We start from the raw sequence: 20,054 nt of genomic DNA, 5'->3' as shown, positions 1-20,054 counted from the left end.
TTGACGGACCTGCCCATTCAGCCACCCAGCGGAGTGCGCCGCACGGACTGCACCAGCCCGCGCGCTGGTGCAGTCGGGTTGGAGGCCCAGACCGGCTGTCCCTGGGTGTCGAGGATCTCCAGTGCCCCGGGCTGGCAGGCGTTCGCCGTGCCCACTGGGTTGACGTGCGCGGAGCGGGCTACGGCCTCAGTGGCTATCCGGAATCCGTCAGGCCACACCTGTGCCGCGGCCCAACTGGCGTCGTGCCAGTCGGCGGCTATGGCCACATGCACTGCGTCGCGGATCTCGATCTGCTCGGAGGACTTGCACGGCAGGAGCGTCTGCCCTGCTGCCGACGTCAGGGAGTCAGAGTAGAAGCCCTCCAATGAGTGGCTCGCGATGCCGAGACGGCCCAAGTCGCTCAGAAGCGACTCATACAGCAGCGTGCAGGTTTGCGACCATGAGTCGATCTCTTCGGTCCGTTGTGTGAGCGCTTGCTCAGCCTCGGTGACTGATTGCTCAGCTATTGCATAATCTGTTGTGTAATTCGGATCATTCTCATTGAGTGCGTCCCGGTCCTGCGTGGCCTGTTCAAGTGCAAGCTCGAGATCGTTCAGAACCTCGCGGTGGCCTTCGTCTCTGGTCTCGCAGTCTGCTGTCGGGAATGCGGACAGGCCTCCCTGGGGCCGCTGGTACCCGTCTCGCCATGCGACGGTGAACGCTGCAAGGTCGTCGGCCGCGTCTTGCATGCCCGAGCGAGCTGCGAGCCGCTGCGGCCCGGCCATGGCGACGACGGCGGCAAAAGCTGATACCGGAACCATCAGCAGTACCCACATGCTCACCGCGCCGCCTCGCTCGTCAGGTCGGGCGCGACCTCGGCGCGGAGATCCTCGCAGAGGCGGTCGGGCAGCCGCGTTTTTGACACTGACGCAGAGCCGCGGGCGACGACGTCGCAGAAGTCTCCAGATGGTCAATCGCATCGTGCTGCTGTCTACTGGTTCTCCGGTGCAGCCCAGTCGCGCGCATCGACGTTGTCGCGTGTCACCGCCGACGGAGCGATGGTGACACGGCCTGTCTCGAAGACACCGTCGACCAAGAACTCTCCGCATGCCCGACCGGCGCGTTCGGCCTGTTCGGCGAAGCCTTGCGTCATCGCCGTCACGATGACGCGCTCGCGAATGAAGTCGGTCACCGGTTCGCTGATGTGGAAGCCGACGGCGTACATGTCGCCGTACAGCACTCGGCTTGCGATGACCGCTGCGATCTCCTCGAGGCCGGCGTCGGTGTGAAACACGATGTCGACATCTCCGTTCTCGGCCACCCACGCGTCGATCGCGCCGTACGACGAACTTGGATTGTCGCCATGTGAGAGGGCAGTAGTCGGCTCGTTCGCCCACTCCACACCGGAATGAGTCTCTGCCAGCCCCGACACGAAGCCGCGCATCAGGTCGAATGACTGCTGATCACCAGCGTTCGAGCTCAGCAGAGCAGCGCGGCGCACCAAGATGCCGCCGTCTACTGCCCACTGGCCCACCGTGGTGCCTGCTGCCCGTCCAGCCGCCACAGCGTCGATGCCGTAGTGCGCGAATCGTCTGGAATTCGGGGTGTCGCCTCTCACTCCGAATACGGGAATGCCCGCGGAGACCGCTGCATCGATCAGTTCCGAGAACTCGGCCGGCGAGGCCGCGTCGACCGCGAGGCAGTCGATGTCTCCTGAGGTGATGAGCGCCTCGATCGTCGCCGCTTGGTCTGCGGCGCCCGCCTCGACAGGTCCTACGACGCGCGCATTGATTCCGCCCTGATACCGCCGCTCGGTCTCAGCGCCGGCGCTCGACCAGCCGTGCTTCAGCGGCTTGGCGGCGCCGGGCTCGTCGAACTCCCGAAGCGACAGGACAAAGTTCAGTTCGTCGCCGCGTTCGAGCTTGCCGACGATTCGCTCGGCCAGCGTGAAGTTGCCCCACGGCAGTTCAGCGACCTGGGGCGGCTGTCTCGGCACTTGTGTCGTCGTCGTCGTCACCGCCGTCGTGGTCGTGGATGCTGGTGGCCGCTCGGTGGTGCGAGTGGACTCGTCCTGCGGTGCGGCAGCAGTCGTGGATGTGCTGTCGTCGGATGTTCCCGAGCACGCCCAAGCAGTCATTATCAGAGCGAGCAGTGCTGTGAGCGTCTTCAGCCGCGTCACGCCGATGCCAGCGTGTCTGATTCCGATGCTGTTCAACGATCTTCTCCTTCAACAGTATTTTGCAATGGCAGACTTGGGTCTGTGAGCAAGCCCGTGACTTCTGCCAAGAACGGTGCAGGTCATGGTTACGCCCGTTGGTGGTCATGCGATCCGGCGGCGACGCAGCCGGATGCACCTCGACGCAGCGACCGGGGGGAGACGCTGGCGTTCTTGGTGCTGTGGCCAGCGCTGCTCACTGCCATCCTGCTCATGCTAGTTCACGCATTGATCGTCACCAACGCTCAGGCGGAAGCGGAACTAGCTGCATCGCAGGGCTTGCGCGCAGCATGGAGAGTCGCAGCAGAATCGGCGTTTCTCGATGATCCCGACGTCAGCGGATTCGACAGTTCTTACGCGGAGCCGGCACCGCATCCTGAGGTGCACGTCATGGCCGATGCCGCCAAAGATGCTGTGGCTCGTTCCGCAGGCACCGAGAGCGGCTGGCGCTGGTGGACCTCAGGCGTCGCCCAAGTCCACAGCGACTGGTGCTTCGATGTGCTCAACACCAGTCTGCCGCCGGGTGAAAGGCGACCGATCGTCGGCGAAACCGGCTGGGTGCGTGTCGTCGTGTCCGGCGATGTGTTCGGGCCGTTGGCCGCGCTGTGGCCGAACCGGTGGGATCAAGTGTACGCCGTCGCGGAGGGCCCGGCGATCCTGGTGCAGCCGACGCCCGTCGTCGGCGAACCGCGCCGAGCAGTCCCAGCGCGGTTGCCTGCCTGTTGAGTTCGCGCAAACTCGCCGATGGTGCCATGCCCCGCCATGCCCCGCCATGCCCGTCAGCGGCAACTCAGCCGAATACCAGCGGCAGCTAACCGAACAACCTCTCGAACAGCCTCTATGGCTCTGCGACGTCCCTGCGGTGCCGCTGTGACTCAATTGCTGGAACTCACCAGATTCCGCAGCGGCTCCACCTGACAGCTTGCCGGAACATCGTCGCTCTCGTCGCTCGGGGTTCCGTTGTCATCGGGCGTTGTCCAGCCTGTGGTATTCACTACGTCGCTGAAGGCTTGGCCGATAGCTGTGCAGCGGTCTGCGAACTCTTCGTCGTCATAGCTCGCGCCGAAAGCGGCTTGGGCTTCAGCCGCTACGTTCGCTGCGGCAATGTCGGCGTCGATTACTCGCACCAGCGGATCGTCCGGCACGTCAGTCGACGAGTCGACGACTCGCTGCACGGCCAGCGATGTCCCGGCAGCGACGGCAGCGATCGCGCCGAAGATCAGCACCCACTCCAGAGTGATGAGGCCGCGTTCGTCAGCGCGGCGGGATCTTGTCGGTCGATGACGAGTCACGATTGTCCCGGAACAGCTTTCCCCCATGTGCGTCTCTACGGTGTCGGCGGCAGGGCGCCGCCGGTCAGCGACGTGAATGGTGGGTAGATGAGGATTCCTGCCAGTGCCAATGCCACGCCGGTTGCCGGCAAGACGATGATCTGTGCTCGGCGGCCGGCCTTCTCGCGCTCACGCGAGGTGGACTCACGCCACAGCGTGTCCGCGGCGACGAGCACAGCGTCGGCCAGCTTGGTGCCTCGTTCCGCGGCGAGACCCAAAGCGGACACGACCGGCGACAGGCTGTGAATGCCGTATCGCTCCACGAGGTCGACCAGTCCTTCCCAGGCTGGACGCCGTGATTGCTGCGCAGCGAGCAGAAAGCGATGCAGCAGCGCCCAGTTGCTTCGCTCGCCCATGCGCGCGGCAGTCAGCATCGCGACTGCAGGGTCGACGCCCGCCGTGACCTGCTGGGCGACGAGCGCAATCCATACCCGAATGATCTGGTCAATCTCCAGACGTGCCTTCTTGGCGGTGTCGCGTACGCCGAGCATCGGCAGGAACCACCCGACTGCTGTGACGAGCGCGATCACCAGAATGGTCCCGACGAGTCCACGGCCCATCACCTGACTGATCACTGCGCCTGCGCCGAGGCCCAGCACGAGACCGGCGAAGCGCTGAACCGAGTAGGTCTCCGGCGTGATGCCCGCCAAGCGGAGATTCTGCTCTTCGCCTTCCTTGATGGTCGGCAGCAGGTCGCGCAGCGTCTCACCCGGCGTCAGGTTCGCGATGCGGCGTCGCGGCGGCCCGACGATGCCGAATGTGATCAGCAGCGCTCCCAGAAAGTGCGCCAAGCCCGCAACGAGAACGAGCGGGCTCATATCGGATCCTTGGCCCGGTTGCGTCGACGCGGCGACACCAGCACAGAACTGTCGTCACGGACGACTGAGTGGTAGACCAAGAACCCCGTGGACATCAGCAGCAGCCCTGCTATCACCACGAACACCATCTGGCCGGTGCCTTGCTCATAGGGTTCGAAATAGGCCGGATTGTTCCGGTACATCATGGCGACCACGCCGCCCGCCAGACCCAGCAGCGCGATCGTCTGGGTCCACAGCTGCACGACAGCTTCGGTCTTGGAGCGGTGCAGGTCGACCACATCGCCGATCCGGCTGCACAGATCGAGCAGAGGGTCTGCCACCGCGCCGCCTGAAGCGGCCGCCATGCGAAGCCCTGCAGCCACTTCAGGTTCCCACACTGTGCCTGATTGTGCCAGTTCGGCAAGTGCGGCCTCGAGTCCGTTGATCTCCGCAGTGGAGGCGACCCGCTCGATCTTCGCTGCAATCTCCATCGGCGCGTGCTGAACGCTGCCCCGCAGCGACTCCGCCAGTCCCGATCCGGCTCGGGCGAGCTCGGCGAGTTGACGGCTCCACAGCGACCATGCCAGAGCCTCACGGGCCTGACGACGACGCCGGGCCGGCGCAGCCATGAACGGCGGCAGGAGAGCGCCCAAGCCTCCCAGCAGCATCATCATTCCCAACAGGCCGGTCGCGAACCATCCGACGGCGGCGCCGCCGGAGGCAGCAGCGGCTTGGACTCCCATGAGCGAGGTGATTCGCCGTCTCGGTGCTGCTCGAGTCACCGTGGACGACGGGATCGCAGATCTGCCCCGCAGCCCTTTGCCGCTGGCTCGGCGGTCAGACAGACTCCGGCTGAGCGTGGGTGCGTATGCGACGAGGCTCAGCCCTGCGCCGGCCAGGATCCCGAAGAGGAGCACTTGGCTCAACTCAGTCGCCCCCGTGTATGGCCGAGACACGTCCGTCCGCGTTCGGCTGAATGCCGTTCCCTGCTGCTGCAACAACATCGAGCGCGCTGTCGCGACCGACATCTCGGTCGGCATCCCCGTCTGCATCGGCAAGAGCGCCGTCCGATGCTGCATCGCCGTTGTGGAGATCCAGCAGCGCTGCGATGCGGGCAGCGCACTTGTCGATCGCTCCGGAGAACGCACGGTCCCGGCGGCCGCTGTGCATCCGGAGCACCCGCTCGTCGTCAATGGCGGGCAGCTCTGCGGCGACCCGCAACCCAGACTCCAGACGAACCTCCTCGTCGTCGAGCGGGCACGCGCCTTCGATGAGCAACAGACGTTGGGCACGGTCGAATTGCATCATGCCCGTGCTGCGACAGAGCGACAACAACTCCTTGGCCTCTTCGAGCGTGGTCAAGGGCGACAGCACCGTCACCACCGGCGCGATCGACATCAGCGGCGCAAGCGTCGAGTCGTCGTGTGCGAGCCGACCGGTGACCACGACACGGCGCGTGCGACCGATCGTCATCAGAGCATCTGCGCGTTCTGCCAGCCATCCTGCCGCGTATCGGGCGCCGTGCGGATTGCGCGGTCCGAACAGGCCCCACAGCGATCCAGCCGATGCGCTGAGCGCATAGCAGTGTTCGGCAAGCAGTCCCAGCGTCAGGTGCTGGCGGGCGACGATCAGCGATGGCAGCCCGCGCTCGGCCGGGGAGTAGTCCGCGCCGACAATGGCGCCGAGCCGGTCAGCAAGCCGAGATCCGGCGGCGTCAGCGTCTACCAGCAGCACCCGATCGTCCGCCTTCGCCCACCTCCCTGCCAGTGCCAAGCCAATCGAGCCTGGATCCAGTCGGGTGTTGGGTGCGGCGAGCAGCACTAGCACTGGATCCGTCCGTCCTGGCCGAGACGCGTGCCGCGGAGGCGAGTCGCCCTGCGCGACTTCATCGCTGCACCGCCACGGCTGCTTCGACGGTTCCCTGCCATTCGTCGAGCCACACCGCGTCGAGTCGCTCAATCATGTCGTCCACATCAGTCCCCTCAGGTATCGGCAGGATCATCGGGACAGCGCCGAGCTGTTCTGGCAGCGACCGCCAGTACAGCCAATCCTCAGGCGGGGCGAATACCGTCATCTGGCCATTTGAGAAGTCTTCGAGCTGCAGCGTGCCGATGACCGACCGCGCTCGACCGGGATCATTTCCCAAGGGTCCGAGACCGGGATCGATCAACAGCACCAATTCGTTCGGCCCGATCGCCGTCGGCACCAAGCTGGTGTTGAGGGCGATGACCAATTCGAGTTCGCCGGGTCCCGCCTCAGGCCTGGCATCGCCGATGGCTGCCGCCAATTCGGCTCTCGCCGTGTTCCACTGCGTTTCCCACCATGCGTCGACGCGCTCGGCGATCGACTCGGCGTCGCCGCCCAGTCCGACGGGCACCACCATCAGCGTGCCGCCGACTTCGGCGAGGAGCCGTTCCCATCCGACCAATTCCTCAGGGGGCAGAAGCAGACGCATCTGGCTGCCTTCGAAGTTCGTCAGCTCGAACTCGCGCACGACCTTCGCCGGCCTGCCCGGATCAGTCTCGGCAGGCCGGACTCCCGGATCGGCAAGCAGCACCGGATCGCCTTCGTGCAACTCGCCGGTGACCAAGCTCAGATCGAGGGGAATGATCATCTCGAATGCCAAGTCGCTGGCGACGGTCTCAGCGTCGATCAGCATGTCGTGACGCACGAGGGCGTTGCTGAGTATCGGCTGGGCGGTGATTCTTCCCTCGAAACTCGCAACGGCCGCCGGCGTCCACGGCACATACGGAATTGCGCCTGCCACTATTTGCGCCTGTTGCAGATCAGCCGCAGTGAGCGTCTCGCCGGCCTCGATGCTGCGAGCCGCCACCGTCACCGAAACGCGCTCGTCGAACGCCGCCGACGTGAGGTAAAAGCCCGCGATGCTGCCGAGCAGGACAACGACGCCCAGTACGATGAAAAGCAGGCGCCGAGTCGATTCCGGTATCTGACGACGAGCCTTCTTCGCCGCGGCTGCCGCGGGCGCAGGGTCAATGTCGCCGTCGTTGTCGTCGGCATCCGCTGGAGTGACAGCGCTCGGAGGACTCGGAGGGTCGAGGTCGATGTCGGTACGAGTCACACTGCCTCCGCGTCTGCGCGTCTCATGCTTTGCGGGCAGTGTCAGACGCTACCTGTGCTTCCCGCTCGCGTGACACCGCGAATCACCGTCGGCGGCCTGGCTCTTCGCTCCAGCGAGTTCGGGTGTGTCACGGGTTTTGGTCGTCCCGTCCGTGGAGGGCGAGACCGCAAACCCAGCGCCGTCGGAACAGCCCCGCCGAGCCGCTCCTGCACTGCTGTAGACCGCTGAGCCTCCGCTCGCAGTCGGGATCACAACAGACCACACACAGCCACGGAGGCTCAACCCATCACCAGAGCCGAACCGTCAACAAGCTCCATGGACATCACATGCGTGTCATGGTTCGGGGTGTGGCAGCGCCGGCGGGGATGACTCAGCTAGCAGGCTGCTGAAAAAGTCGATTTTCGAGCGGTGTCCAGTTGCAAACCCGCAGGTCAGGGGCTTGTGCTTCCGGCCAGACCTGCATATTTCAGCATCCTGCTAGCGGCGCTGGGGCAGGGACGAGCGGCGGATCGGGGCGCCAGCGGAGACCACGCTGTCTGCTTCGAGCGCGTCGATGGCTGCATCGGACAGGCCGGCCAAGTCGGCCAGCACCTCGCGATTGTGCTGCCCCCGGTCGCCGACCACGGCACCGGGCTCGACGCCGGCGTCGGCATCGGCGAACCGCCACGGCGACTGCGGCACGGTGATCGGCACAGCCGCTTCGCCTGCGGCGGCTTCCACGAATGCTCCCCGCTCGGAGGCCCAGTCGGTCTCGGCCAACTCGCCCACCGTGCGCACTTCAGCAGCCATCACCGACTTCACGCCGATCGCGGCCTCGACCGCCTCTGCGCTGTCGAATTGGCTCACCCACTCGCCGAAGACGGCCTCGAGTTCCTCCCGGTGCAGCACCCGGTCCTCGATGCGCGCGAAGCGCGCATCTTCTCGCAGGTCCTGGCGCCCCATCGCAGCGACCATGACCCGGAAGCTGAAGTTGGAGGTCAGGTCCAGCGTCACGTTGACATGCCGGCCATTCGACAGCGGGTAGATCGCCGACCAGTTCTGCCCGGACTTGAAGCCGATCTGGGGGTCCTGCCCGGTCAAGTCGGTCGCAGCTTGGTCGTTGCACATCAGCGTGCTCTCGGCCATCGACACCTCGACGGCTTGGCCGCGTCCGGCGCGCTCGCGCATGTGCAGCGCTGCGAGCACGGCGCCCAAGGCGTGCAGCCCGGTGTAGGTGTCGGCGTGCGACATCGGGTCGTTGCGGTAGGGCTCGCCGCCACGTCGCCGTGACACCATCTCGGTCACGCCCGCTTCGGCGTGCAGGACCGACGCGAAGGCGCCCCGGTGGCTGCGACTGTTGCCGTGACCCCAGCCAGAGACCGATGCCACGACGATGCGCGGATTCACCTCTGACAGCACGTCGTAGCCCAGGCCCAGGCTGTCCAGCACACCGGGCCGGTAGTTCTCGAGGACGACATCGGCCTTGGGAACCATGGCCAGCAGGACGTCGCGGCCGGCGGGATTGGCGAGGTCGAGCGAGACGCATTCCTTGCCGGCGTTGAAGTGCGCGAAGTACGCGGAATGCCCGTCGACCTGGGGGACCACGAAGCGGGTCAGGTCAGCGTCGGGCGGCTCGATCTTGACGACGCGGGCACCCAGATCTGCCAGCAGGCGCCCGGTGATCGGCCCCGCCACTGCCCGGGTCAGGTCCAGCACCAGCACGTCTTCGAGCGGTCGCTCCACGGCGCGCGACGATAGAGCCACCCAGCGCTGGTTGCCTGTGTTCAGGCACGGGTGCCGCTGGGCGTCGGCACCGGCATCCAGACGGTGGGAGGGGACAGCTGTGAGGGCAGTCGACGCGCCGGCGCGCCGGCGCGCCATCCGGAGGCTCGAGCGGCGCCGGGTCGCGGGTCAGTCGCGAGATGACCAGCGTTCCCGCCAAGGCGAACACCGTCGCGGCGCGGCTGCCGTCAGACGGCTGCCATCGATGCCGCGATGCCGCGATGTCGGGTTCAGCCGTCGGTGCGTATCTCGGCCACGAGATCGGCGACGCGCATCTCGCCCTCGCGGGTCTGCCCGCCCAGTTCGAGGAACTGCTCCATGGCGGGCTTGGCCTGCGGGGTCCGCAAGAGCCGCTGGAAGAGGTACCGCTCTTCGAACATGCCCTCGCGCAGCGGCAGCTCATCGGCTGCGTTGACGGACTGCTTGGCCAGCGCTACGGCCTCGGGCGGGAACTTCGCGATGCGGCAGGCCAGCTCGGTCACGAACGGCCGCAGCTCGTCAGCGGGCAGCGCCCGGTTCAGGTAGCCCCACTGCTCGGCCGTGCGGGCATCGAGATCGACGCCGCCCAGGATGATCTCCATGGCACGGCCGCGCCCGACGAGGCGGGGGAGGCGCTGGGTGCCGGTGCCGCCGGGCAGGATGCCGATGGGAACCTCCATCTGGTTGACGACCGTGCGGCCGAGAGCGCCGAAGCGCATGTCGCACGACATCGACAGCTCGCTGCCGCCGCCGCCGACACGTCCGCCGATCTCGACGATGGTGGCCTTGGGCATCGTGCGGTAGCGCTCGCACATGTCATGGAACCCGACGTGTTCGGTCGGGCGCTCGGCCGGTCCGTCTGCCGGGAAACTCAAGATCGCGCTCACGTCGAAGTGCGCGATGAAGAAGTCCGGGTTGTCGCTGCGCAGCACTACCACCCGGACCGAGTCGTCGCCGGCGACGTGGGCGCTGAACTTGGCCAGCTCCCGGAACAGTGCAGGCGTCATCACGTTGATCGGCGGTGCGTCGATGGCGGCGAACACGACGCCGGCGTCGCGTTCGATGCGCAGCATCTCGAAGTCGTCGTCGGTCATGCCGGATGTCTTGTCGGATGGTGAGTTCATGGGGCGCAGCGTGCCACATGGCCAGAGGCTGAGTTCTCGGGCGAAGCCGTGGCCCGAGCGGCCCGTGAGCCTGTATCGAGATGAGACTGGGAACAAGAGCGGAAGGCAACACGCGCGACGACGTGAAGGCCCGTCTGCCCGCGCGGCTTCTGTTGCGCGTCGGGCGCGTCGGGCGCGTCGGGCGCGCATTCGTGCAGCCAGATGCCTTGACACGAACTGATGTTCGGAACTACATTACTGTCATTCGAAATGGCTGCTGCGGCTGCGTGCAACGCGCGCGGGCAGCGATCGCGAGCGCATGGGTTCGCGGTGTGCAGATCGACACCGCTGCCCCGAGGAGACCAACCGGCAGAAAATCACCCGAGAGTTGTCACACCCCGCTTCTACGGTGCCTTCAGACGGCATCGCACACTGGGTGCGGCCGAACGGGAGTCCGAGGAGGACGACATGAGTCAGCAGGACACAGAACGGGACCGAGCGCTGGATATGACGCTCACGCAGATCCGGCGCCAGTTCGGCGACGGCTCCGTGATGAAGATGGGCGAGAAGCACCACATGGCGGTCGAGGCGATCTCCTCGGGCAGCCTGGCGATCGACTTGGCGCTCGGCATCGGAGGCTTTCCCCGCGGCCGGGTGGTGGAGGTGTACGGCCCGGAGGCATCGGGCAAGTCCACGCTCGCCATGCATCTGGTGGCCGAGGCGCAGCGCACCGGCGGCGTGTGCGCGTATGTCGATGCCGAGCATGCGATGGATCCGGTGTATGCGAAGAACATCGGCGTCGATGTCGACGAGCTGCTGATCTCTCAGCCCGACACCGGCGAGCAGGCGCTCGAGATCACCGACATGCTCATCCGCTCGGGCGCCATTGATGTCGTGGTCGTCGACTCGGTGGCGGCACTCACGCCGCGAGCCGAGATCGAGGGCGAGATGGGCGACACCCATGTCGGCTTGCAGGCGCGCCTCATGTCCCAGGCGCTGCGCAAGCTCACCGCCAATCTGAACAAGACCAAGACGATCTGCGTGTTCATCAACCAGCTGCGCGAGAAGATCGGCGTGATGTTCGGCAGCCCCGAGACCACCTCGGGCGGCCGGGCGCTGAAGTTCTACTCGTCCGTGCGGATCGACATCCGCCGCATCGAGGCCATCAAGGTCGAGGGCGAGGTGGTGGGCGGTCGCACACGCGTCAAGGTCGTCAAGAACAAGGTGGCGCCGCCCTTCCGCCAGGCCGAGTTCGACATCATGTACGGGCAGGGCATCAGCCGTGAGGGCTCGCTGCTCGATGTGGGCGTCGAGCACGGCATCGTCAAGAAATCTGGCGCTTGGTACACCTACGAGGGCGAGCAGCTGGGCCAAGGCCGCGAGAACGCCAAGAAGTTCCTGATCGCCAATCCCGAGGTCACCGTCGAGATCGACGGCCGGATCCGGCGTGCGCTGGGCCTCGGCGCCGATGGCGAGGCAGACGACAATGCCGACGTGCTCGACCGTCTCGACGATGCGCAGTCGGCACGAGCCGAGGGTGCCAGCGTCGACTGAGCGTCCGCCCGCGCCAACATGACCGGGAACTTTGCGTCCACTCGGCCCTGAGGCCGCAATCGGACCGATCTGCGCTTCGCGGGGCACCCCTAGCCTGATCCGGTCTCGGTGTACGGGACGAATTGGTCTTGACCGGGGAGTGACGGGTGGCGCAGAAGACCGGGAAGCCGCAGAACGTCTTCAACTTCGACTATTCCCGCGAGGTCGACGAGCGCCCGCCGCAGTCGTACTACGACGACATCAAGGCACGATTTGCCGAGGAACGCGACGTGCGACTGGGCCACCGGCCGCCGGGCACGCAGATGTACACCTCCGATCTCGTCGGCGAGCTGGCTCGTTACGAGGAAGACCCGTACTCCGCCGAGCTCCCCGAGCGCGAAGCGGTGTGCGACGAGGTCGAGGTGCTGTTCATCGGCGGCGGGTTCTCGGCGCTGCTCACCTCGGCCCGGCTGCGGCAGAAGGGTGTCGAGAGCATCCGCATTATCGAGCGCGGCGCCGACGTGGGCGGCACGTGGTACTGGAACCGGTATCCGGGCGTGGCTTGCGATGTCGTGTCCTACGACTACCTGCCGCTGCTCGACGAGACCGGCTACGTGCCGTCGCGTCACTATGCGACCGGCGAGGAGATCTTCGACTACTGCCGGCTGATCGCACGCAAGTACGACCTCTACGAGCTGGCGATGTTCCAGACCACCGTCACCTCCACGATCTGGGACAGCGACGCCGAGGTGTGGCGCATCGACACCGACCGGGGCGACGAGATCACCGCCAAGTTCGTCATCTGCGCGAACGGCACCCTGTCGAAGCCGAAGCTGGCGGTCATCTCGGGCATGGAGCGCTTCAGTGGCCATTCGTTCCACACGTCGCGCTGGGACTACGACTACACCGGCGCCGACCTCGAGAACCTCGCCGACAAGCGGGTCGGCATCATCGGCACCGGGGCCACGGCCGTGCAGGCCATCCCGCAGCTCGGCGAGATGTCCAAAGAGCTGTACGTCTTCCAGCGCACGCCGTCCTCGATCGACATCCGCGACGACTGGGAGACCAATCCGGAGTGGGCCGCGAAGCTCAAGCCGGGCTGGCAGGCCCGGCGGCGCGCGCGAGCGATGGCAGGCCCTCGCCAACCGCGGCAAGACCACCCGCAACCGCGATTGCACCCCCGGCTACTACAACTTCGAGGGCGCCGAGAACCGCCGCCAAGACGGCAACTACAACGGCAGCATCAAGCAGTACCTGGGCTTCATGGCCCACGCCCGCGACAACATGACCGAGAACTTCGCGCTCACCAGGCTTGGAGGCTGAGCCGGCAGGCGAAGCCGTGGCTCGAGCGGCCCGTGAGCGCAGCGAACAAGAGCGGGAAGCAAGAGGCCGCCAGCGGCCCGCGCACCCACCCCTAGGAGACTGCTGATTTATTCGGATTCGGGCAAGTCTGCAACGCTCTGACCTGCGGCTTTGTGCCCATGAATCGGCGATTTCGGCAATTGCTCAGCAGTCTCCTAGCCTTGGCGCCGTGGCGGAGGGCATCGAACTCGGGCACGGCGAAGGTCAGCGCAGCTACTTCGTGCGCACCTACGGGTGCCAGATGAACGAGCACGATTCTGAGCGGATCGCCGGCCTGCTGGAAGCCGATGACCTGGTCGCGGCACCCACGATGGCCGATGCCGATGTCATCGTGCTCAACACCTGCTGCATCCGTGAGAACGCCGACAACAAGCTCTACGGGCAGCTCGGGCACCTCAAGCGCCTCAAGGAGGAACGACCCGAGGTGCAGATCGCGGTCGCCGGCTGCCTGGCGCAGAAGGACCAGGACCTCGTGCGCCAGCGGGCGCCTCACGTCGACGTGGTGTTCGGCACGCACAACGTGGCTCGTGCCGCCGACCTGCTGAGCGAAGCCCGCATCTCGGGTCCGGTGACCGAGATCGTGGCCGAATCCGAAGAATTCCCTTCAGCTTTGCCGGTACGGCGTGACGCCCAGCACGCTGCGTGGGTCACCATCCAGATCGGCTGCGACAACACCTGCGCCTTCTGCATCGTGCCTTCGGTGCGGGGCCGCGAGATCTCCCGCCCCTTCGGCGAGCTCGTCGACGAGGTGCGCCGCCTCGCAGCCGACGGCGTCAGCGAGGTGACCCTGCTGGGTCAGAACGTCAACAGCTACGGCCGGGACGTGACGCTGGCGTTGCGCCGCACGAACGGTGCGCCTGGCTCGGACGGCCCCGCCGATGCCGTATGGCACGCCGGCGACGCCTGGGCCGACGGGCGGCGCACCGCCCGCCCGCTGTTCGGCGATCTGCTCCGGGCAGTCGGCGCTGTCGAGGGCATCGAGCGGGTGCGATTCACCAGCCCGCACCCCAAGGACCTGCGAGCCGATGTCGTCTCGGCCATGGCCGAGACGCCTGCGGTGTGCGAGCACCTGCACCTGCCCTTGCAGTCCGGCAGCGACGAAGTGCTCGCCGCCATGCATCGGGGCTACACCGCCCAGCGTTACCTGGAGCGGCTGGAGACCGCCCGCGCTGCCGTCGATGACCTCGCCGTCAGCACCGACATCATCGTGGGCTTTCCGGGTGAGTCCGAGCGTGACTTCAATGACACGCTCGAACTCGCCGCGGCCGCCCGCTTCGACAGCGCATTCACGTTCGTCTTCTCCCCGCGTCCAGGTACCGAGGCGGCCGAGCTGGCCGACCGGTTCGTGGCCCCCGATGTGGCAGCCGAGCGCATGGAGCGGCTGCGAGCCGTCATCGAGCGCTCGGCGCGGCTGGGCAACGAATCCCGCGTCGGCCGCATCGAGGATGTGCTGGTCGAGGGACCTTCGAAGCGAGATCCAGGCACCCTCTCCGGCCGGACGCGTCAGAATCGCCTGGTGCACTTCGCATCGGCCCAAGCGCTGCGAACCGGCACCTACGCCCGAGTGCTCGTACGTCGGGCTGCCACCTTCCATCTCAGCGGCGAGCTCATCGAGGTCACCGCCCCGGCACGGCACCGCACCCGCATCCCGGTTGCCGCCCGCTGAGGCAGCGCCGGCAGCCGAGCGTCGTGAACCGCTCGCACGCCGATCCGCCGCTGGCCATCGTCGGCCCGACGGCGTCGGGCAAGTCGGAGCTCGCCATGGAACTCGCCCGTCGTGCCCGCTCCACGACAACTGTCGGCACGCAGCTAGAGCTGGTCTCGGTCGATTCGATGCAGGTGTACCGGGGGATGGACATCGGCACTGCCAAGCCCGCCTCGGCCGAGCGGACTGAGGTGCCGCACCATCTCATCGACATCGTCGAACCGTCGGAACGGTTCACGGTTGTCGACTACGCCGGTGCATTCGAATCGGCCATGGCCGTCATCGCCGAACGCGGTGCCGTTCCCTTGCTGGTCGGGGGTACCGGCTTGCACTTGCGCGCTGTCATCGACGGTCTCACGCCGCCGCCGGAGTTCGCCGACATCGCCGCCGAACTCGAGTCCGAAGCCGCCGCCAGTTCCGCAGCGGCAGCAGCACCGCATGGGCGCACCGCCGGCGCGGGCACGACTGGGGCGGATGCGGTTCGCCAGGCTGCGCTCGGCTGCGCGTCTGCCGAACCCGGCGGCGCGGCTGCCCTGCACCGGCGCCTCACTGAACTGGACCCCCTGGCCGCCTCGCGCATGGAGCCGACCAACCTGCGTCGCATCGTACGGGCGTTGTCGGTCTGCCTGGGAACCGGCCGGCCGTTCTCGTCGTTCGGACCGGGGCTGCAGACCTATCCCGAGGTCCCGTTCCGGCTCATGGGAATCGAACTGAACCGAGACGCGCTCGACGAACGCATCGCCGACAGGTACCGGCAGCAGATGGAGCACGGTTTCCTGGATGAGGTCCGGAGCCTGATGGCGGCACCGCTGTCACGCACCGCTGCGCAAGCCCTCGGCTACAAGGAACTGCGTGCCCACCTGGCGGGGGAGTGCTCACTGGACGAGGCACTCGAAGCCGCCATCGCACGGACTCGGCGATTCGCCCGCCGGCAAGAGCGCTGGTTTGCCCGAGATCCCCGGATCACTTGGATTCCGCATGGGAGCACCTCGGAGATGGCAGACCGGGTAGAGCAACTGAGAGGATGCCCCCCTGACCCTGCTGACGCGAACGTCGCAGACACGCATCGTCGCAGGTCAGAGGAGCTCTGCCGCCGACTCGAATAGCCAAGACCCTCAGACCCGTGAACAATCAGGTTCGTTCGCTGCTTCCCGCGTCTTGAGCAGCCAGACGGTGCATGCGCTAATGTTCCGCCCGTCTTGAACGCCGCTGTCTTGGACAGGGCACACAGCCGAAGAATGCAGAGGGTCCCTTCAGGATCCCTTCGGCTCGGCTGTTGCGTCGGCGTTCAAGACAGACATCGACCCTCTGACCGAAGGGACCACCTATGAGCACGGCGACCCTCACCACTGATTCGCCGTCGACGGCATGCAGCAGTGCTTCAGCAACAACCACGATGAGGCCGATGCATGTTCTGAGGAAGCGAATCGTCGCCGGGCTGCTGGCGGCGACGTTGGTGTTCGCCGTCGTCGCGTGCAGCAGTGACGACCCGAATCCAGGCGAGCCCGGCACCCCACAGGTCGGGTCCTAGGTTCCCGTCGGAGGCCTGCCCACACCTCAGAGTGGTTCACGTCGGCGATGCGCTATCGCCATCTGTTCCGTGCGGCGAGCGCACCACCGGAGGGTGCGATGCGACGCATCCCCGCGCTTGATGGATTGCGTGCCCTGGCGATTGCGATGGTGGTCGGCTACCACGTCGACAGTGCAGTGGTGCCCGCGGGGCACTACGGCGTCATCCTGTTTTTCGTCTTGTCGGGCTACGTAGTCACCAGCTCGCTGTGTACCGAGAGGGACCGGACCGGCCGGATCAGCCTCGGCTCTTTCTATCGAAAACGAGCGCTCCGGCTGCTCCCGGCCCTGGTGGCCGTCAGTTGTGCAATGGCTGCGGTGGGGACCAGCTGGTCCCGCGTGATTGCGGCGCTCGGTTTCTACGCCAACTATGCGCGAGTCGAAGGTCTCGACCTCGGGCGGCTGACGCACACCTGGTTCATCGCGGTGATCGCGCACTTCTACTTGCTGTGGCCGCTCGTCATCGCCGCGGTACGAGCCGAGCATCGGGCCCGGATCGTCGGCGGACTGGCGCTGGCTGCCATGGCCTGGAGAGCAACGGCGATCGGTGTCATGTCGCCAGGCTGGGTGTACAACGCGACCGACACCAACGCCTCGGCGCTTCTGGTGGGCTGTTATCTGGCCGTCGCTCGGCCAACCTCGTGGAGGTTCGCCGGGTGGTCGGTTCCGGCGCTACTGGCGCTCATGCTGGTGCCTGCACTCGGCAACACGGGCTCACCCCTTCTCTGGGGCGGTTTCGCAGCCCTGGCGCTCAGCGCGCTCACAGTCCAGTATGCGCTGACGGGTCCCGCATGGCTGGAGAACCGGGTCCTGCTGCGGGTCGCCGAATGGTCCTTCGGGCTCTACCTCTGGCACTACGTCTTCATCCGTTCTGAGATAGTCCTCTGGCTGGCCCTCGTCCTCACCCTCGTGGCGACCGCCGCCACGTGGTACCTCCTCGAACAGCCGGTCTTGCGCTGGGCGGCCGGACGGCAGAGCCAGGATCGGGTACTCCCGTCGCCGTAGCCGCGGCGGCCGGTGCGATGAGAAGACCCTCCGTCATCCAACAATGGCTCGCCTTGGCCTGTGCGTTGTCCATCACCGTCGCCGCCGTGATGGTCTACGAGAGGCGAATCGAGGCAGCCGCTGATGCTCCTGCCGATTCCGGCGATGGCCACGGGGCGGTCGACGTGCCCGCTCCGCCGGAGGCCTCGGCTGTGCCGGAGGCGGTCGACGTGCCCGCTCCGCCGGAGGCCTCGGCTGTGCCGGAGGCGGTCGACATGCCCGATGTGCCCGACCCGCCGGTGCCGAGCGAGACGGACAGCGCCGACATCGCCGCGGTTGCGCCTCCTCCATTCCCCGACCAGTTCGAGCCTTCGCCCAATGAGGTGCAGGCCGACGCCAAGCGTCTCGGTGCTGCGGTGGCCCACCAGATCACGAACTACGGCCGGAACTCGTCGGTGACCGACTTGGCCGCGCTCGTGACAGCCGATCCTGCTCGCGTCGACGCGCTCGCGAGGGAAGCGGCGACCGTGCATCACCCCGGCATGTGGTCACGCGGCACGATCGAGTACGCCCAACTCGGCGGTCACCGTGACGACCGGATCTCGATCATGGTCGTGGTCCGCCAGGAGCTGGGCAAGCAGGGCACATCCGATGCAGAGCGCGCCGAGACCCGGACCATGGACGTGCGCCTCGCGAGGGGCGCTTCGGGCGTGTGGGAGTTCGAGCAGCTCGCCTCGGCCGGGGGTCAGCCAGTCGCTCGGCCTCCGAATCTCTCACCGCTCGCCGCCTCGGTGGTGGACGATCCCCGAATCGATCTCCCCGATACGGCGATCTGGGACATCTACTCGGGGCAAACCGATCCTGCGCTGCACGAGGTGATGCTCGACATCGCCGAGCGAACTCCCTATTCTGTCATCGTGCTGAAGACCGGACACCCGCATAACGTGTTCGGAACGGACAGGGTGAGCAATCACACGGTGGGCCGGGCGGTCGACATCCACGAAGTGAACTCAGCGCTGGTGATCGACTCGCACGACACGACGTCATCGATGTATGCGCTGTCGGAGTGGCTGGTGTCGCGGCTCGACATCACGGAATTCGGAAGCCCGTGGCTGTTCGACGACGCAGTTGCTCACAACTTCACCGATGAGGTTCACCACGATCACCTCCACGTGGGCGTCTTCTCGGAGGATCACGTTGCGGGGTGAGTCACGTCGAAGCGCGGGCTCGGTGCGCTTCAGGGTCTCACTCGGGCTCTTCCTGTCTCTGATCCTGCTGTCGGCCAGCAGTGATGCCGTCGAGTCCGCGTCTGCCGCCGGCATGGCGCTGCAATCGGCGGAGACCATCGGGGTTCCTCGGATCGCCACCGTGCCTGCTGCGACGACGGTCCCTGCTGTGTCGATGGTGCCTGCTGCGACGACGGTCCCTGCTGTGTCGATGGTGCCTGCTGTGTCGATGGTCTCTGCTGTGTCGATGGTCTCTGCTACGGACGGCGGCGCCTGCTGCAGCGGCGGCCCCCCGACGACGGGGAAGCCCCTACCGACTTTCACAACTGCAACGACCACAACGACCACAACGACCACAACGACTACAACAACGACCACGACAACGACAACAACGACGACGCTGCCGCCACCTGATCCTCCGACGTTCGAATCGCTTGAACGGTTCAACACGATCCGCGACTGCTGCAGATACGCGGCCTACGGACGGTCTCGGTGGCAGCGGCAGGTGCCAGGAATCGAACAGCTTCGGATTGTCTCGTCCGCGGACGGTGCAGAACAATCGCTCTTCTGGTTGGCGCCGAATGGCGACCGCGATCAGCCCGTGCTGGTGATATTGCACTCTTGGAGCGCCTCCTACACCCAGCACGCCGGGATTCCCTTCGCGATGTGGGCACAGGAGAACGGTTGGGCAGTCATCGCCCCCGAATTCCGAGGCATCAACGACGACGCCGACGCGGTTGGATCCGACTTGGCGGTCGGGGACGCGGTGGATGCGATCGACTACGCCGTCGCCCAGCCAGGGGTGGACGCGGATCGGGTGTATGCCGTCGGTTACTCCGGCGGCGGGATGATGGGGCTCCTCCTGGCCGGCAGACATCCTGACAAGGTCACTGCGGTTTCGGTCTGGGGACCGCCGCACGACCTCGCAGACTTCTACGAACACGCGAGGAGGGCGGGTCTGCGCTATGCCAACGACATCAGGCGGGCTTGCGGAGGCGACCCGAGGAAGGCCGGCACGGCGCAGGAGGAGTGTCTGACCCGTAGTCCGGCGACCTACCTGGCGTCAGCCCGTGACCATGCGGTCCCGATCTTCATCGCTCAGGGCATCCGCGATCGCTACGTGCCCCCGAGTGTCGGCGCCGAGGTATTCAACCAACTGGCCGACCCCGACGACCGCCTGAGCGCTGAGGAGGTGGGCCTCTTCGGTCAGGGGAGGGTTCCCGACCATCTCTCGATCACGACCGAGACCTATTTCGGGGACGGAGATCCTGCCCCCGTGTTTGCCCGACAGTCGGGCAGAGCCCTGCTTGTCTACTTCCAGTTAGGCCACGACATGGTCTACAACGCGAGCGCTCGCTGGTTCGCCAGCGATCCCAGATGAGCGTGTTCCATCAACAAGCCCAGCGCCTCGTCAGGCACCGACAACAC

At 66.4% G+C, this 20,054-nt stretch carries 18 protein-coding genes; 9 read left to right on the top strand and 9 right to left on the bottom strand.

Annotated elements, in window-relative coordinates:
• Positions 1–17: 17 nt before the first annotated feature.
• The gene (locus ACOGXQ_RS06250; RefSeq protein WP_419946566.1) at positions 18–821 is read right to left on the bottom strand and encodes a hypothetical protein; all 804 of its coding nucleotides are present in this window, start codon (positions 819–821) and stop codon (positions 18–20) included.
• Positions 822–970: 149 nt separating this feature from the next.
• Positions 971–2,194 carry a sugar ABC transporter substrate-binding protein gene (locus ACOGXQ_RS06245; protein ID WP_419946565.1) on the bottom strand — a complete coding sequence of 408 codons (1,224 nt, stop codon included), beginning with the start codon at positions 2,192–2,194 and terminating at the stop codon, positions 971–973.
• 45 nt (positions 2,195–2,239) lie between these two features.
• Between ACOGXQ_RS06245 and ACOGXQ_RS06240 the strand changes: the two genes are divergently transcribed.
• Positions 2,240–2,920 carry a hypothetical protein gene (locus ACOGXQ_RS06240; protein ID WP_419946564.1) on the top strand — a complete coding sequence of 227 codons (681 nt, stop codon included), beginning with the start codon at positions 2,240–2,242 and terminating at the stop codon, positions 2,918–2,920.
• Positions 2,921–3,069: 149 nt separating this feature from the next.
• On the opposite strand, the gene ACOGXQ_RS06235 is transcribed toward ACOGXQ_RS06240, so the two are convergent.
• The 7 genes from ACOGXQ_RS06235 to ACOGXQ_RS06205 form a co-directional block, all read right to left on the bottom strand.
• A complete protein-coding gene (locus ACOGXQ_RS06235) occupies positions 3,070–3,486 on the bottom strand; it encodes a hypothetical protein (RefSeq protein ID WP_419946563.1) in 417 nt (138 codons plus the stop codon).
• Positions 3,487–3,521: 35 nt separating this feature from the next.
• Positions 3,522–4,343 (bottom strand): hypothetical protein, encoded by an 822-nt coding sequence (locus ACOGXQ_RS06230; protein WP_419946562.1) that lies wholly within the window; start codon positions 4,341–4,343, stop codon positions 3,522–3,524.
• Entirely contained in the window at positions 4,340–5,239 is a 900-nt protein-coding gene (locus ACOGXQ_RS06225) for a type II secretion system F family protein (RefSeq protein WP_419947346.1), read from the bottom strand. The genes ACOGXQ_RS06230 and ACOGXQ_RS06225 overlap by 4 nt, the downstream gene beginning before the upstream one ends.
• Positions 5,240–5,249: 10 nt before the next feature.
• Positions 5,250–6,095, bottom strand: coding sequence for a hypothetical protein (locus tag ACOGXQ_RS06220; RefSeq protein ID WP_419946561.1), 846 nt, complete (start codon positions 6,093–6,095; stop codon positions 5,250–5,252).
• Positions 6,096–6,207: 112 nt separating this feature from the next.
• Positions 6,208–7,404 carry an SAF domain-containing protein gene (locus ACOGXQ_RS06215; RefSeq protein ID WP_419946560.1) on the bottom strand — a complete coding sequence of 399 codons (1,197 nt, stop codon included), beginning with the start codon at positions 7,402–7,404 and terminating at the stop codon, positions 6,208–6,210.
• Positions 7,405–7,881: 477 nt separating this feature from the next.
• Positions 7,882–9,126 carry a CaiB/BaiF CoA transferase family protein gene (locus ACOGXQ_RS06210; protein WP_419946559.1) on the bottom strand — a complete coding sequence of 415 codons (1,245 nt, stop codon included), beginning with the start codon at positions 9,124–9,126 and terminating at the stop codon, positions 7,882–7,884.
• A gap of 269 nt (positions 9,127–9,395) precedes the next feature.
• Positions 9,396–10,268, bottom strand: coding sequence for an enoyl-CoA hydratase/isomerase family protein (locus tag ACOGXQ_RS06205; RefSeq protein ID WP_419946558.1), 873 nt, complete (start codon positions 10,266–10,268; stop codon positions 9,396–9,398).
• 447 nt (positions 10,269–10,715) lie between these two features.
• Between ACOGXQ_RS06205 and recA the strand changes: the two genes are divergently transcribed.
• The 8 genes from recA to ACOGXQ_RS06165 all read left to right on the top strand — a co-directional run bounded on the left by recA (position 10,716) and on the right by ACOGXQ_RS06165 (position 20,007).
• Positions 10,716–11,801, top strand: a complete 1,086-nt coding sequence (gene recA / locus ACOGXQ_RS06200) for a recombinase RecA (RefSeq protein ID WP_419946557.1) — start codon at positions 10,716–10,718, stop codon at positions 11,799–11,801.
• Positions 11,802–11,947: 146 nt separating this feature from the next.
• Positions 11,948–13,198, top strand: coding sequence for a flavin-containing monooxygenase (locus tag ACOGXQ_RS06195; RefSeq protein ID WP_419946556.1), 1,251 nt, complete (start codon positions 11,948–11,950; stop codon positions 13,196–13,198).
• Between the two features lie 113 nt (positions 13,199–13,311).
• Positions 13,312–14,808 carry a MiaB/RimO family radical SAM methylthiotransferase gene (locus ACOGXQ_RS06190; protein ID WP_419946555.1) on the top strand — a complete coding sequence of 499 codons (1,497 nt, stop codon included), beginning with the start codon at positions 13,312–13,314 and terminating at the stop codon, positions 14,806–14,808.
• Between the two features lie 23 nt (positions 14,809–14,831).
• Entirely contained in the window at positions 14,832–15,953 is a 1,122-nt protein-coding gene (locus ACOGXQ_RS06185; protein ID WP_419946554.1) for a tRNA (adenosine(37)-N6)-dimethylallyltransferase, read from the top strand.
• A 221-nt stretch (positions 15,954–16,174) separates the two neighbouring features.
• Positions 16,175–16,378 carry a hypothetical protein gene (locus ACOGXQ_RS06180; protein WP_419946553.1) on the top strand — a complete coding sequence of 68 codons (204 nt, stop codon included), beginning with the start codon at positions 16,175–16,177 and terminating at the stop codon, positions 16,376–16,378.
• Positions 16,379–16,476: 98 nt separating this feature from the next.
• Positions 16,477–17,421 carry an acyltransferase family protein gene (locus ACOGXQ_RS06175; protein WP_419946552.1) on the top strand — a complete coding sequence of 315 codons (945 nt, stop codon included), beginning with the start codon at positions 16,477–16,479 and terminating at the stop codon, positions 17,419–17,421.
• 17 nt (positions 17,422–17,438) lie between these two features.
• Positions 17,439–18,608, top strand: a complete 1,170-nt coding sequence (locus ACOGXQ_RS06170; protein WP_419946551.1) for a hypothetical protein — start codon at positions 17,439–17,441, stop codon at positions 18,606–18,608.
• Positions 18,547–20,007 (top strand): alpha/beta hydrolase family protein, encoded by a 1,461-nt coding sequence (locus ACOGXQ_RS06165; protein ID WP_419946550.1) that lies wholly within the window; start codon positions 18,547–18,549, stop codon positions 20,005–20,007. The genes ACOGXQ_RS06170 and ACOGXQ_RS06165 overlap by 62 nt, the downstream gene beginning before the upstream one ends.
• The last annotated feature ends 47 nt before the right edge of the window (positions 20,008–20,054 follow it).

Source organism: Candidatus Poriferisodalis sp. (genome assembly GCF_965208485.1).
Lineage (GTDB): Bacteria > Actinomycetota > Acidimicrobiia > Acidimicrobiales > Poriferisodalaceae > Poriferisodalis.
This window is presented reverse-complemented; position numbering and strand designations above follow the sequence as displayed.

Coding starts and splice junctions, on each gene's coding strand:
- ACOGXQ_RS06175 (WP_419946552.1), top strand. CDS start 16,477: ATGCGACGCATCCCCGCGCTTGATGGATTGCGTGCCCTGGCGATTGCG.
- ACOGXQ_RS06205 (WP_419946558.1), bottom strand. CDS start 10,268: ATGAACTCACCATCCGACAAGACATCCGGCATGACCGACGACGACTTC.
- ACOGXQ_RS06170 (WP_419946551.1), top strand. CDS start 17,439: ATGAGAAGACCCTCCGTCATCCAACAATGGCTCGCCTTGGCCTGTGCG.
- ACOGXQ_RS06230 (WP_419946562.1), bottom strand. CDS start 4,343: ATGAGCCCGCTCGTTCTCGTTGCGGGCTTGGCGCACTTTCTGGGAGCG.
- ACOGXQ_RS06165 (WP_419946550.1), top strand. CDS start 18,547: ATGAGGTTCACCACGATCACCTCCACGTGGGCGTCTTCTCGGAGGATC.
- recA (WP_419946557.1), top strand. CDS start 10,716: ATGAGTCAGCAGGACACAGAACGGGACCGAGCGCTGGATATGACGCTC.
- ACOGXQ_RS06180 (WP_419946553.1), top strand. CDS start 16,175: ATGAGCACGGCGACCCTCACCACTGATTCGCCGTCGACGGCATGCAGC.